This is a genomic window from Mediterraneibacter torques (genome assembly GCF_044591705.1).
Lineage (GTDB): Bacteria > Bacillota > Clostridia > Lachnospirales > Lachnospiraceae > Mediterraneibacter > Mediterraneibacter torques.
On record NZ_CP172594.1, the window covers coordinates 888,963 to 903,418 of the forward strand.

At 40.2% G+C, this 14,456-nt stretch carries 10 protein-coding genes; 7 read left to right on the forward strand and 3 right to left on the reverse strand.

Features of this window, described 5'->3' with window-relative positions; translation table 11 throughout:
* Positions 1-106: 106 nt before the first annotated feature.
* Together ACH9UM_RS04035 and ACH9UM_RS04040 are read right to left on the reverse strand one after the other, a co-directional pair.
* Positions 107-2,194: a polyribonucleotide nucleotidyltransferase gene (locus ACH9UM_RS04035; RefSeq protein ID WP_004845148.1), complete on the reverse strand. Its 2,088-nt coding sequence runs from the start codon at positions 2,192-2,194 to the stop codon at positions 107-109.
* Positions 2,195-2,451: 257 nt separating this feature from the next.
* The gene (locus ACH9UM_RS04040; RefSeq protein ID WP_009321027.1) at positions 2,452-3,780 is read right to left on the reverse strand and encodes an ISNCY family transposase; all 1,329 of its coding nucleotides are present in this window, start codon (positions 3,778-3,780) and stop codon (positions 2,452-2,454) included.
* Between the two features lie 198 nt (positions 3,781-3,978).
* On the opposite strand from ACH9UM_RS04040, the gene ACH9UM_RS04045 reads away from it, so the two are divergent.
* The 6 genes from ACH9UM_RS04045 to ACH9UM_RS04070 all read left to right on the forward strand — a co-directional run bounded on the left by ACH9UM_RS04045 (position 3,979) and on the right by ACH9UM_RS04070 (position 12,933).
* A complete protein-coding gene (locus ACH9UM_RS04045) occupies positions 3,979-4,401 on the forward strand; it encodes a putative ABC transporter permease (RefSeq protein ID WP_009242642.1) in 423 nt (140 codons plus the stop codon).
* A 173-nt stretch (positions 4,402-4,574) separates the two neighbouring features.
* Positions 4,575-7,208 carry a DNA mismatch repair protein MutS gene (gene mutS / locus ACH9UM_RS04050; RefSeq protein WP_400092404.1) on the forward strand — a complete coding sequence of 878 codons (2,634 nt, stop codon included), beginning with the start codon at positions 4,575-4,577 and terminating at the stop codon, positions 7,206-7,208.
* A 32-nt stretch (positions 7,209-7,240) separates the two neighbouring features.
* On the forward strand, positions 7,241-9,319 hold the full coding sequence (gene mutL, locus ACH9UM_RS04055) for a DNA mismatch repair endonuclease MutL (protein WP_009242644.1): 2,079 nt from the start codon (positions 7,241-7,243) through the stop codon (positions 9,317-9,319).
* Positions 9,320-10,267 (forward strand): tRNA (adenosine(37)-N6)-dimethylallyltransferase MiaA, encoded by a 948-nt coding sequence (miaA, locus tag ACH9UM_RS04060; protein ID WP_009242645.1) that lies wholly within the window; start codon positions 9,320-9,322, stop codon positions 10,265-10,267.
* An 88-nt stretch (positions 10,268-10,355) separates the two neighbouring features.
* Positions 10,356-11,663, forward strand: coding sequence for a methionine gamma-lyase family protein (locus ACH9UM_RS04065; protein ID WP_004845143.1), 1,308 nt, complete (start codon positions 10,356-10,358; stop codon positions 11,661-11,663).
* 40 nt (positions 11,664-11,703) lie between these two features.
* Positions 11,704-12,933 (forward strand): NAD(P)/FAD-dependent oxidoreductase, encoded by a 1,230-nt coding sequence (locus ACH9UM_RS04070; RefSeq protein ID WP_400092028.1) that lies wholly within the window; start codon positions 11,704-11,706, stop codon positions 12,931-12,933.
* A gap of 101 nt (positions 12,934-13,034) precedes the next feature.
* Here the strand turns inward: ACH9UM_RS04070 and lexA are convergent, their stop codons facing one another.
* Positions 13,035-13,652 (reverse strand): transcriptional repressor LexA, encoded by a 618-nt coding sequence (lexA, locus tag ACH9UM_RS04075; protein ID WP_004845141.1) that lies wholly within the window; start codon positions 13,650-13,652, stop codon positions 13,035-13,037.
* Positions 13,653-13,923: 271 nt separating this feature from the next.
* Between lexA and ACH9UM_RS04080 the strand changes: the two genes are divergently transcribed.
* Positions 13,924-14,274 carry a LysM peptidoglycan-binding domain-containing protein gene (locus ACH9UM_RS04080; protein WP_004845140.1) on the forward strand — a complete coding sequence of 117 codons (351 nt, stop codon included), beginning with the start codon at positions 13,924-13,926 and terminating at the stop codon, positions 14,272-14,274.
* Positions 14,275-14,456: the final 182 nt, after the last annotated feature.

Here is a 14,456-nt window from a genome sequence, read left to right on the forward strand (position 1 = left end):
ACAGAGGAATCATCCTCCGTACTGAGTCTCAATTTTTAATTTGGGCGGGATGAGGGCGATTGGGAAATTTTGCCTCTACTACGCTATCTCAACTTGCCCTTAATTATTATTCTGCAACGTCTCTGATGCTGAAGCTGAATCTTCCCATTTTGTCTTTTCCAAGGCAAACAGCTTTTACAACATCTCCGAGAGAGAGTACATCTTCAACTTTATTTACACGTTCTTTAGCGATTTTTGAGATATGAACGAGACCTTCTTTTCCCGGTGCAAACTCAAGAAAAGCGCCAAATTCTTTAATACTTATAACTTTTCCTTCAAAGACCTGACCTGCTTCAAAGTCGGTTACGATCGTGTGTATGATCTTCGCAGCTTTTTCCATTGCTGTTTTTTCTGTACCACAAATGGAAACGGAACCTTCATCATCAATGTCAATCTTCACACCTGTCTGTTCGATGATTGCGTTAATCGTTTTTCCGCGCTGTCCTACAACATCGCCGATCTTTTGCGGATCGATCTGCATCTGAATGATCTTAGGTGCAAATTCACCGACTTCTGCTCTTGGCTCAGAAATTGCCTTATTCATGATTTCGTCAATGATATAGGTTCTGGCTTTCTTTGTCGCAGAAATTGCCTCTTCAATGATCGGTCTTGTAAGTCCGTGAATCTTAATATCCATTTGAATAGCTGTAATACCTTTATGTGTACCGGCTACTTTAAAGTCCATATCTCCGAAGAAGTCTTCCAGTCCCTGGATATCGGTAAGAACAAGATAGTCATCGTCTGTATCTCCAGTTACAAGACCTGCGGAAATACCGGCTACTGCAGCTTTGATCGGTACTCCGGCTGTCATAAGCGACATACTGGATGCGCATACGCTTGCCTGTGAAGTAGAGCCGTTTGATTCAAATGTTTCAGATACTGTACGGATGGCATATGGAAATTCGGCTTCGCTTGGAAGTACCGGGAGAAGAGCTCTTTCTGCCAGCGCACCATGTCCGATCTCACGTCTTCCAGGTCCTCTTGACGGTTTTGTTTCACCTACAGAATATGAAGGGAAATTATAATGGTGCATATATCGCTTAGTCGTTTCTGATTCATCAAGACCGTCAAGTCTTTGTGCTTCAGACAAAGGCGCCAGTGTCGTTACCGTACAAATCTGGGTCTGTCCTCTTGTAAACATTGCAGAACCATGGACTCTTGGAAGAAGATCCACTTCTGCTGCAAGAGGTCTGATCTGATCGATAGCGCGTCCGTCCGGACGTTTGTGATCTTTTAAGATCATTTTTCTTACAGTTTTTTTCTGATATTGGTAAATGGCTTCGCCAAGGAGAGAGAGCCATTCTTCATTATCTATAAATGCTTCTTCTAATTTTTCTGTAATCTGACGAATATTGTCTTCTCTTATCTGCTTTTCGTCTGTAAATACAGCTTGTTCCATTTCGGCAGGCGGTACGATTTCTTTGATTGCGTCAAACAGTTCTTCGGGAATCGCACAGCTTTCATACTCATGTTTCGGCTTTCCGCATTCTGCAACGATCGTATCGAAAAAAGCAATGACTTTCTGGTTTAATTCATGTGCTGCAAAAATTGCTTCGATCATGCGGTCTTCCGGAACTTCGTTCGCTCCGGCTTCGATCATAATCACTTTTTCTTTTGTAGAAGCAACCGTAAGTGCGAGATCAGAAACTTCTCTTTGAGCTGCCGTCGGGTTAAACACAAACTCTCCGTCAATGAGTCCGACCTGTGTTGTAGATATCGGGCCGTCAAACGGAATATCGGAAATACTTGTCGCAAGAGAAGCTCCAAGCATTGCGGTAAGTTCCGGGCTGCAGTCCTGATCTACTGACATTACAAGGTTTTCCAAAGTTACGTCATTTCGATAATCTTTCGGGAAAAGAGGGCGCATCGGACGGTCGATAACTCGGTCGGTTAAAATTGCGTTTTCGGATGCTTTCCCTTCTCTTTTATTAAATCCTCCCGGGATTTTTCCGACAGCGTAAAGTCTTTCGTTATATTCAACACTAAGAGGGAAAAAATCAATTCCGTCTCTTGGCTTTTCAGATGCCGTTGATGTACACAAAACAGTTGTGTCTCCGTAATGCATCAGAACAGCGCCGTTTGCCTGTTTGGCAACTCTGTCTACATCTACACGCAGTGTTCTGCCTGCAAGTTCCATTTCATACATTTTGTACATGTTATTCTCCTTTTCAATCTATGTTGTCATCAATCGTGAACGGTTTTTACAAATGTCCCGAAACTACTGAAAAACATATTTTACGAAAAATATATTTTTCAGTGGTCTCGGATACTTTGAACTGTCCATAATCTTATTTATTATATCATACAGTGATAACTTAGGCAATTATTTGTCAATAACTTATGAAAATGTCACTTTTTAATATAGAAATTTATTTGAAAAAATGTCACTTTCATAAAAGGGCTAATGCCCTTTTATGAAGCTGACTGCTGCTTCTCGAAAAATAGCTCATATAAAAATTTAAGTGACAGATTATAATCCTCCATCCACCAGATTGCTTTCCATTCATCACTGCTGTGACGCAGCTGAAGGTGTGGTTCTACTGTTTTTGACACTTTTTGGGGAACTTCTGTATTGGCATTTTTGTTCTGAGGTTTCAGATAACGGATGGTATTATAGATTCGTCCGCCGTACTCTACACGAATTCCAAAACGTGGGTTAATTAATACAGTGATCTCACGGCGGGCATTGATAATCGGAAATCCCTCATCTAGGATTTGAAAACACCGATTTTTAAACGAAAATGTCCCGGCTGCATCTGTTTTTCTCGTGTGCTTTACACAAAGGATGGAATCCAGATTCAAATCTTTTGCGGCAGAGACAAAAATAGACTCTGCTTCCGGCTCAACGGCAAACCTCTGATTGAAAAGTTCCCTGTACTCTGTTTCCAGAAAACGGTTTGCTTCTGACACAGTAGTAATCCCACGTTTTGCGAACTCAACAGGGAGCCTGCTCTGCAGTGTGACCCATAAACGTTCAATCCGCCCCTTTGCCTGAGGAGTCTTTGCGAAAATAAGGTCAATGCCCAATTCGTGCAGGGAACGTCCGAACTGGGTAAGATGGACAGTCTTGCCTGCGATTAGTTCATCAACAGTCAGCTTTCCGGTTTTAGGAGAACGGAAGATGGTATGGTTGTCAGAATAAACCGTCTGTGGGATGCCGAAATCAGAGCAGCATTGACGCATGGTTTCCAGATAACCGTAAAGGCATTCATTCTGTGTCAGGAAAAGTCCGACGACCTGCCCGGTAGCATCATCGATAGCACCATGAAGGGCGTATTTGATATTTCCCCCAAACCACTCGTAAGGCGTGGCATCGATCTGGATGAGCTGTCCGGGATGGGGCTTACGTTTGCGCCGATGTGTGCGGTGTCGGATTTTTTTCTTTTTAGGGCTTTCAAAACCAGCATTTTTTAGTATACTGGAAAGAGCAGAGTAGGAAAGTTGAATTCCGAAATCTGCAGAGAGTATATCTTTGAAATGGAGGAAGTTGGCATTAGAGAATTCTGGGCGGGAATAAATCTTAAGGACAGCTTCCTTCAATTCGTCAGAAACGGAGTGAACGGGTTTTCTACCGGTATTTTTATGAATGAGGGATTGAGCGCCAGAGGTAAGGACTCCTTTCTTTAAGCGTGTGATCTGGCGTGTGGAGAGACCCAAAAGTTCAGCAGCCTGTTGTCTGGAAATAGACTTGTCAATGAAACGGTTGATGACAGTCAGCGTTTTCAGTTGTTCTTGTGACAATGTAATTTTACCTTCTTTCATAGCTTTAATAGAATACCAAAAAGAGACAAAACCTCAAGTGAATCTTAAGGAGACATTATCACAAGTTAATAACATAACTTAGGCAATTATTTTGAAAGTCGAAAAGGAATATGTTATATATTTTTTTAAAATGTTCAGACTATAATAAGAGATAAAAACAGGAGATGAGTCCGGAAGATGAAAATGAAAAAATTAAGTGAATATTTGTTTATGGGAGCGTTGGGAGGAACGCTTTATTATATGATAGAAATTATTTTCAGAGGATATTCTCATTGGTCGATGTTTTTGTTGGGCGGAATCTGTTTTATATTTTTCGCACAACAAGGGTTATGGACGAAGTGGAGAGAGCCTCTCTGGAAACAAGTCCTTTGGTGTACGGCGTTTGTAGTATCTGCTGAATTTATCACAGGGATCATAGTAAATAAAGTTATGGGATGGAATGTCTGGAATTATACAGATCAGCCGTTTCACCTTATGGGGCAGATCTGCTTTCCGTTCGCTGTTCTTTTTTCGGGACTATGTACATTCGGGATTATTATAAGCGGATATCTGCTTTGCTATTTATACAGAGAAATAAAGCCGGGTTTTCATATTCTATAAATTTATATTGCTGTCAAAATGAACTGATGCCGATTTTTGCTCATTAGAATTCTTGATGTTGAACGCATTGTCTAAAAATGCTATACTACCATAGAATAAGAGCGTAGTGGTACTATGTTTAAAACTGTTATTTTTATGTACAAAGGAGTAGGAATGTGGCTGAATTAACACCAATGATGAAGCAGTATATGGAGACAAAGTCTCAATATCAAGACTGCATTCTATTTTATAGATTGGGTGATTTCTATGAAATGTTTTTTGAAGATGCCCTGACTGCATCAAGGGAGTTGGAAATCACTTTAACCGGGAAAAACTGCGGGCAGGAAGAAAAGGCGCCTATGTGCGGAGTTCCGTATCATGCCGTAGAAGGATATTTAAACAGACTTGTTGCCAAAGGCTATAAAGTGGCAATCTGCGAACAGGTAGAAGATCCGAAAACGACGAAAGGAATCGTTAAAAGGGAAGTTGTACGTATCGTAACCCCGGGAACAAATCTTGATACACAAGCGTTGGACGAAACAAAGAACAACTATATTATGTGTATTGTATATATTGCAGACAGGTACGGCGTTTCTGTTGCCGATATTTCGACGGGAGATTATTTTGTAACGGAGATTCCGGACAGTGCGAAATTATTAGATGAAATCTATCGATTCTCACCGTCGGAGATTATATGCAATGAAGCGTTTTATATGAGCAGCGTCGACATGGACGGAATGAAAGATCGGCTTGGAATTACGATTTATTCGCTTGAATCATGGTATTTTGACGATGAAGTATGCCGTAAAAAACTTTTGGAACATTTTGAGGTTTCCTCGTTTGCCGGACTTGGACTTGCAGATTATGATTGCGGAATCATCAGCGCCGGAGCTCTTCTGCAGTATCTGTTGGAAACACAGAAAAACTCGCTTTCAAATCTGACACATATTACGCCTTATGCCGCAGGCAAGTTTATGATGATCGACAGTTCGACAAGAAGAAATCTTGAACTTTGCGAAACTCTCCGTGAAAAACAAAAAAGGGGATCTCTTCTGTGGGTTCTCGATAAAACAAAGACAGCAATGGGAGCTCGTACATTGAGAAAATATGTGGAGCAGCCGCTGATCGATAAGACAGAGATTATTCGTCGTCTGGATGCAGTACAGGAATTGAAAGAACAGGCGATTTCTCGTGAAGAAATCAGAGAATATCTGTCTCCTGTGTATGATTTGGAACGACTGATCACAAAGATAGCGTACGGATCTGCCAATCCAAGAGACCTGACTGCCTTTAGAAGTTCTCTGGAGATGCTTCCCGCACTTTTGTATATATTGCAAGAAATGAAAGCAGAACTTTTAAAAGATCTTGCTGTTGATCTTGATCCTCTTGAAGATCTCTGTATACTTGTAAAAAAAGCAATCCGGGAAGATCCTCCCATTGCGATGAAAGAAGGAAATATTATTAATGACGGTTATAACGAAGAAGTTGATAAGCTGCGCCGCGCAAAGTCCGATGGAAAAGACTGGTTGGCAAAGCTTGAAAATGACGAGCGTGAAAAGACCGGGATTAAAAATCTAAAGATTAAGTACAATAAAGTATTCGGATATTATTTAGAGGTGACAAACTCTTACAAAGAAATGGTTCCGGAATATTATACACGGAAACAGACATTGGCAAATGCAGAAAGATATATTACTCCCGAGCTGAAAGAATTAGAAGACATGATACTTGGAGCGGAGGACAAACTTTATGCATTGGAATATGAACTGTACAGTGAAGTAAGAGATTTGATTGCAAGTCAGATAGAGCGTATCCAAAAAACCGCTAAAGCAGTAGCGGCGCTTGACGCCTTTGCTTCCCTTGCTCTCGTTGCGGAACGCAATAACTATGTTCGGCCTAAGATCAACGAAAAAGGAGTAATTGATATAAAAGAAGGACGTCACCCTGTTGTAGAGCGGATGATCCCGAATGAAATGTTTATTTCAAACGATACATATCTTGATGATAAAAAACACCGGATTTCTATTATTACAGGACCGAATATGGCAGGAAAATCGACGTATATGCGTCAAACGGCGCTCATTGCTCTTATGGCGCAGATCGGCTCGTTTGTACCTGCCAAAAGCGCTAATATCGGTCTTTCAGACCGTATTTTCACAAGAGTCGGAGCCTCGGACGATCTTGCTTCCGGTCAGAGTACATTTATGGTTGAAATGACGGAAGTTGCAAATATTCTTAGAAACGCTACGTCAAAAAGCCTGTTGATTCTTGATGAAATCGGGAGAGGCACAAGTACGTTTGACGGATTGTCGATTGCCTGGGCGGTGATCGAATATATAAGCGACAGCAGACTTTTAGGTGCAAAAACGCTGTTCGCAACACATTATCATGAACTGACAGAACTGGAAGGAAAAATCGATAATGTAAACAATTACTGTATCGCGGTAAAAGAAAAAGGTGATGACATTGTATTTTTACGAAAGATTGTCAAAGGCGGAGCAGATAAAAGTTACGGAATTCAAGTTGCAAAACTTGCAGGTGTTCCGGAGCTTGTGATCGGCCGCGCAAAAGAGATTGTAGAAGAGCTAAGTGATGAAGATATTACGGCAAGAGTAAGTGAGATTGCGTCAAAAGAACGTGTCGTAAAAAAGAAACCGAAAGTAAAAAAATACGATGATGTAGATATTGCGCAGATGTCGCTCTTTGACACAGTAAAAGATGACGATGTTCTTGAAGAATTGAAAAATCTTGACGTTGGAAATATGACTCCGATCGATGCTCTTAATACGATATACAGATTACAGAATAAATTAAAGAACCGTTGGTAAAGTTGATAAAATCAAAAAGAAAAGGAGCAGTCATGCCTCATATTCAAGTTTTAGATCAGATAACGATTGATAAGATCGCAGCCGGGGAAGTTATTGAAAGACCCGCGTCTATTGTGAAAGAACTGGTTGAAAATGCGATTGATGCGAAAGCCACCTCTGTTACAGTCGAAATTAAAGACGGAGGAATTTCATTTATCCGTGTTACAGATAATGGATGCGGGATTGAAGCAGATGAAGTAAGATGTGCTTTTTTGCGCCATTCAACTAGTAAGATCCGTACAGCGGAAGAACTTGTATCCATACATTCTCTCGGATTTCGTGGGGAGGCTTTGTCGAGTATTGCCGCGGTAACAAGAACAGAAGTTATCACAAAAACAGAGGAAGGACAAAGTGGAATAAAATATGTCATAGAAGGCGGAAAAGAGACTGCATTGGAAGAGACAGGAGCTCCCAACGGAACGACTTTTCTTATTCATCAGTTATTTTATAATATACCCGCGAGGCGAAAATTTTTAAAAACACCGGTGACAGAGGCGGGGCATGTGCAGGATCTGTTGATCCATCTGGCGCTGTCACATCCGGAAGTTTCATTTTTATTTATCAATAACGGACAAGAAAAACTTCGGACGTCAGGAAACGGAAAACTAAAAGATGTGATTTATAATGTATATGGACGCGAAGTGACGTCGAATCTTTTGGAACTTGATTATAAAAAAGACGGTCTTTCTATTTCCGGATTTTTAGGTAAACCGGTCATCACCCGAGGAAACCGGAATTTTGAAAATTTCTTTGTGAACGGGCGTTATGTAAAAAGTGCAATGCTCTCTAAGTCGCTGGAAGACGCTTATAAAGATTTTACGATGCAGCATAAATTTCCGTTTGCTGTTCTTCATTTCCAGGTAGAAGGGGATCTTATTGACGTAAATGTTCACCCGACGAAAATGGAGCTTCGTTTTCAACGTCAGCAGGAAGTTTACAATACAATGTACGAAGCTGTTCACAGAAGGCTTCTTGAACCTGAATTGATTCAAACAGCTACAGTTCCGGATCCGGCAGATGCAGCTCAAAAGAAAAAAGAAAGTCCGTTTTTGCTGAAACCCAAATCTATAGAAAATACAAAATATGATCCAATAGAAAAAATCCGGGAAAAGATGCAGGAAAGAGAACCGGAGCAAGTACGGGAGAAAGCGCAGGAAACGAAACCGGAGCAAGTACGGGAAAAAGTACAGGATGAAGAACAGGGGCAAGCCCGGAAACAGACGTCTGCTATCGAGGCAGATAAAGAATCTGTTTTGCAGTCTGAACCTCAAATTCATGATGAAGATTATTTTATAAGGAAAATGCGGGAAAGGGTGAAGGCATATCATGAACGCTCCTCGTCTGCAGAAGTTTTAGACCGTGGGGAAATTTATCGTCCGCAGCAACAGGCAGAACGAATCCGGGAAGCTGCTGCATATCGGGCAAAAGAGGCAGACAAGACTCCGAAGCAGATGGATCTGTTTGAAGAAAATTTCTTGAAGCGTGAAGTGAAGGCAGAATACACATTGATCGGTCAGGTGTTCGATACATACTGGCTTGTACAATTCCAAGACAGTCTTTATATTATAGATCAGCATGCCGCGCATGAAAGAGTGATGTATGAGAGAACTTTAAAAGAGATGAAATCCAGGGAATATACATCTCAGTATTTAAGCCCTCCGATCATTTTATCGCTTTCGATGCAGGAAGCTCAGCTTTTGGAGGAGCATATAGATCGTTTTACGAGAATCGGTTTTGAAATCGAACATTTTGGAGGAGAAGAATATGCTGTCAGGGCAGTGCCGGATAATTTGTTCGGTATCGCAAAAAAAGAACTTCTTATGGAGATGATCGACGATCTGGCAGATGGGATAAACACATCTATGACTCCTGATTTGATTGATGAAAAGGTAGCGTCTATGTCTTGTAAGGCGGCGGTAAAAGGCAATAACCGTTTATCGGCAAAAGAAGTAGACGCTCTGATCGGTGAATTACTTACTTTAGATAATCCGTATCATTGTCCCCACGGAAGACCGACGATCATTGCCATGACGAAACGAGAATTAGAGAAGAAGTTTAAGAGGATTGTATAAATGAAAAAACCACTGATTATTTTGGCCGGACCTACAGCGGTCGGAAAAACAAAAGCATCTATAGGGCTTGCAAAAAGAATAGGGGCAGAAATTATTTCGGCAGATTCTATGCAGGTATATAAACATATGGATATCGGTTCGGCAAAGATTACGCGCAGTGAAATGAGCGGGATTTCGCATCACTTGATTGATATTCTCGAGCCGGAAGAGGAATTTAATGTTGTTCGTTTTCAGAAGATGGCTCTTGAGGAAATGGAACAGATTTATGAAAAGGGAAAAATTCCTTTGATTGTAGGAGGAACCGGTTTTTATATCCAATCGGTTCTTTATAATATTGATTTTACGGAAAATGATTCTCCAAATGATTATCGGAAAAAACTGGAGATTCTCGCAAAGGAAAAAGGGGCAGAATACTTGCATACAATGTTGACGGAAGTAGATCCTAAGTCGGCATTGCAGATTCATACAAATAATATAAAACGGACAATACGTGCGCTTGAATTTTATCATCAGACAGGAATGAAAATATCCGAACATAATGAAGCGGAAAGAGAAAAGGAATCTCCGTATCAATATGCATATTTTGTTTTGACAGACGACAGAGCAAAACTGTATGAACGTATTGACCGACGCGTAGATCTTATGATGAAATCAGGTTTAGAAGAGGAAGTTCGTTTCTTAAAAGACCGAGGCGTGAGTTCAACTTCTACAGCGATGCAGGGACTTGGGTATAAAGAATTGTATGCATATATGAACGGAGAGTATTCATTGGAAGAGGCGGTACGTATTATAAAACGCGATACAAGACATTTTGCCAAGCGCCAGCTTACATGGTTTAAGCGAGAAAAGGATGTCACATGGATAGATCGTGCCGTTATCGGAGACGACGAGGAACATATTCTTGATTTTATGATCGAAGAGTTGAGAAAAAAGCAGATTTTAGTATAAAATATAAAACCAACAAAATAATGGATCAATATAACGAAAACTTTACAAGATTAAAGAGAAAAACTAATAAAAAAAGAGGAAAATATATATGAGTAATACAGAAACAAAAACGATATACCGACAGTTGGGAATTTCAGAAGATGTGTGGATATATGGGCAGAAGATAGAGGAAGGTCTGAAAGAACGATTTGCAGAATTCGACAGTAATGCAGAATATAATCAACTGAAGGTGATCTCTGCCATGCAGCAATGCCGGGTAAATGAAAGCTGCTTTAATTATGCAAGTGGATACGGTTATAACGATCAAGGACGCGATACGCTGGAAGAAGTATATGCGGCGGCATTTCATACAGAAGCGGCTCTTGTGCGTCCGCAGATTACATGCGGTACACATGCACTTGCACTTGCGTTATCGGCAAACTTAAGACCCGGTGATGAATTGTTATCTCCTGTAGGGAAACCCTACGATACACTGGAAGAAGTAATCGGCATTCGCCAGTCTAAAGGATCTCTCGCAGAATATGGAGTGACATATAAACAGGTCGATCTGTTGGAAGACGGTTATTTTGATTATCCGGCAATCGAAAAAGCATTAAACGAAAGAACAAAGCTTGTGACGATCCAGCGTTCAAAAGGATATCAGACACGTCCGAGTTATTCTGTAGAAAAAATAGGAGAACTGATTGCATTTATAAAAAAGAAAAGACCGGATGTTATTTGTATGGTAGATAACTGCTACGGAGAATTTGTAGAACGGATCGAACCAAGCGATGTAGGTGCAGATATGATTGTCGGTTCATTGATTAAAAATCCCGGCGGCGGTCTTGCACCGATCGGAGGATATGTGGCAGGCAAAAAAGAACTTATCGAAAACTGTGCGTATAGATTGACATCCCCCGGATTAGGGAAAGAAGTGGGAGCGTCTCTCGGAGTGATGCAGTCTTTTTATCAAGGATTTTTTATGGCGCCGACAGTTGTATGCGGAGCGCTTAAAGGAGCTGTTTTTGCAGCGAATATTTATGAAAAACTCGGGTATTCGGTTGTTCCAAATGCAAGCGAGAGCCGTCATGATATTATTCAGGCAGTTACGTTTGGCAGTGCAGATGGAGTGATTGCATTTTGCCAGGGAATTCAGGCAGCGGCTCCGGTAGACAGTTATGTAACTCCCGAACCTTGGGCAATGCCGGGATACGACAGTGAAGTCATCATGGCTGCCGGAGCATTTGTACAAGGGTCCTCGATTGAACTATCTGCAGATGGTCCGATCAAACCTCCCTATGCCGTTTATTTTCAAGGCGGTCTTACATGGCAGCATGCGAAGCTGGGCATTTTAAAATCTCTTCAAAGTTTGATTGATGCAGGAGTTATTGACAGATCCAAACTTCAGTCGCTTTAAAACAGTGTTTTGATGCTTAGAAAAGAAAAGGATTTATATTATGAGAAAAGTAGCGATAATCGGGGCGGGAGCAGCCGGGATGACGGCAGCGATCACAGCAGCTTCAAACGGGGCAGAAGTAGTTGTATTGGAACATATGGACCGCGTCGGGAAAAAAATTCTTTCGACAGGGAACGGACGATGCAATTTTACAAATACTTATCAGGATCGAAGCTGTTATCACTCTGATAACGAATCATTTCCATGGAAGATCATTGAGAAATTTAATGCAGAGCAGATTATAAAATTGTTCGAAGAACTCGGCGTTTATGCGAAAAACAGAAATGGATACATGTATCCCTATTCGGATCAGGCATCGTCTGTAACTGAGGCTTTGAAAATGGAATTAGAGCGTCTGCAAATCGATGTAAGACTTCAAACAGAATGCACGAATATTTTCCCTCGTAAAAAGGGGTTTACTCTTCAGATTGTTAAAGACGGGAAAAAGGGGAAAATATATGCGGATCATGTAATCCTGTGTACGGGATCCAGAGCTTTCCCTGCCAGCGGATCCGATGGTTCCGGTTATGATCTGGCAAAAAAACTCGGACATAAAATAATTCCTGTTCTTCCTGCTCTTGTACAATTAAGATGTGAAGAAAAATTTTTTAAATCAATCGCAGGAGTAAGAGTTCAGGGAACTGTTTCGATATGGTCGGAAAATCAATGTCTGGCAAAAGATACGGGAGAATTACAACTGACCAATTATGGCATATCAGGTATTCCTGTATTTCAAGTGAGCAGATATGCGGCGATTGCATTATATAAAAAGAAAAAAGTTCAGGCGATTCTTGATTTTATGCCGGAATTTTCGGAAGATGAGCTGGAAAAGTTTTTAATAAAACGGGCGAAAATGCGTCCGTATAAGAGAGCAGATCAATTTTTCACAGGGTTATCTAATAAAAAGTTGTCCGATCTTTGGGTGAAAGAAGCAGGGATTTCAAAAGAGAAAAAAGTCGGAGTGTTTGCAGAAAAAGAAATTCAGCAGCTTGTCCGTTTAATCAAGAATTTTAAAGTGATTGTAACAGAAACAAATTCTTATGAGCAGGCACAGGTTTGCCGAGGAGGTATCGATACAAAGGACGTTCATCCTGATACTTTAGAATCGCGTTATGTTCCGGGACTTTATTTTGCAGGAGAAATACTCGACGTAGATGGCATGTGCGGTGGATATAATCTGACATGGGCATGGGCGAGCGGTGCAGTCAGCGGAAGAGAAGCAAGTTTTTAGAAAACCTGATTAAAAACCAAAAAGAGAAGTATCCAAAATCTTTAAATACAGGATACTTCTCTTTTTGTCTTATGATTTTTTCGGTACTTTATATTCGGAAGTTATGAGAAAAATCTCATCACAGCAATAACTTTACCTAAAATAGTAACATTCTTTACAATGATCGGATCCATAAAATCATTTTCAGGCTGGAGACGAAAAACTCCTTCTTCCTTATAAAATGTTTTTACGGTTGCTCCGTCCTCGATCAACGCAACGACCATATCTCCATTAGAAGCTGTGGAATCTTCTTCCACAAGAACCATATCGCCGTCAAGTATACCGGCATTGATCATACTTTCTCCTTTTACCTTTAAAAAAAATGTCTGTTTATTCGGCATACGATCAGCGGGAACCGGCCAGTAATCTTCAATGTTTTCCTGAGCCAGAATCGGTTCTCCTGCGGCAACTTGCCCGATAATCGGTACATGAACCATTTCACGCCGCGTCAGGTTGAACATATCGTCCAAAATTTCGATCGCACGGGGTTTTGTCGGATCGCGCCGAATATAACCGTTTTTTTCTAATGTTTCAAGATGTGAATGAACAGAAGAAGTAGACTTTAAATTTACAGCTTCGCATATTTCCCGAACAGCAGGCGGAAACCCCCGTTGAAGAATCTGTGATTTAATATATTCTAAAATTTCCTGTTGTTTTTTACTTATTTTTCCTTGTGACATAGTTTCCTCCGATATTATAGTCCGTTTATTTTATTAAAATAATGGTAACACAACGAAGAACAAAAAGCAAACATTTGTTGCGAAAATATGTTCGATTTCCGTGTTGACAAACATTTGTTCTTATTGTATAATCCAAATATAGAACATAAGTTCGCGGAACAAATATTCGAATCGAAGAATACATGTATACATTTTTCTTGCAGACTGAATATTACAAAATAATAAGAGAAAACAAAGTGTAAAAATAAGCAGAGATAAAGGGGATACTATTATGAAGGGAAAAAGAAATGAAAAAAGATCAAAAAAATCGGCTATATTAAAACAACATGCTCGTAATTTATTCGTGGGAGTTGTTATTGTTTTATTTGTAAGTATGTCGTTTAGTGCATTTTTTGTTTCCGCAAAGGAAAAGGATACGCCGGATCACGAAAGTACTTATATCTATTATAAAAGTATTAAGATTGAAAAAGGCGATACTTTGTGGGATATCGCAAATGAAAATCTTCCTGAAAAATATAGTTCGACAGAAGAATATGTTAAAGTTCTTAAGGAGATAAACGGACTTTCTTCTGATAAAATTTATTCGGGAGAAAATCTTATGATTATGTATATGACTGAATGATATGTTTAAATCGGTATCAATATACACCCTATGTATTGATATATACACTCCAACCGACAGCCGTGAGAAATAGAAGTAATACTCATTTTTATCGGCTGTCTTATAATATAGATCAATCTATACGACAAATACTGATTTTTCCAAAAGATATGGACGTAAAGATATACATTTGATATAATATG

Bases quoted from the DNA above. Each gene is read 5' to 3' on its own strand.
- ACH9UM_RS04035 (WP_004845148.1), bottom strand. From the start codon at position 2,194: ATGTACAAAATGTATGAAATGGAACTTGCAGGCAGAACACTGCGTGTA.
- ACH9UM_RS04045 (WP_009242642.1), top strand. From the start codon at position 3,979: ATGAAAATGAAAAAATTAAGTGAATATTTGTTTATGGGAGCGTTGGGA.
- mutS (WP_400092404.1), top strand. From the start codon at position 4,575: ATGATGAAGCAGTATATGGAGACAAAGTCTCAATATCAAGACTGCATT.
- mutL (WP_009242644.1), top strand. From the start codon at position 7,241: ATGCCTCATATTCAAGTTTTAGATCAGATAACGATTGATAAGATCGCA.
- miaA (WP_009242645.1), top strand. From the start codon at position 9,320: ATGAAAAAACCACTGATTATTTTGGCCGGACCTACAGCGGTCGGAAAA.
- ACH9UM_RS04065 (WP_004845143.1), top strand. From the start codon at position 10,356: ATGAGTAATACAGAAACAAAAACGATATACCGACAGTTGGGAATTTCA.
- ACH9UM_RS04070 (WP_400092028.1), top strand. From the start codon at position 11,704: ATGAGAAAAGTAGCGATAATCGGGGCGGGAGCAGCCGGGATGACGGCA.
- lexA (WP_004845141.1), bottom strand. From the start codon at position 13,652: ATGTCACAAGGAAAAATAAGTAAAAAACAACAGGAAATTTTAGAATAT.
- ACH9UM_RS04080 (WP_004845140.1), top strand. From the start codon at position 13,924: ATGAAGGGAAAAAGAAATGAAAAAAGATCAAAAAAATCGGCTATATTA.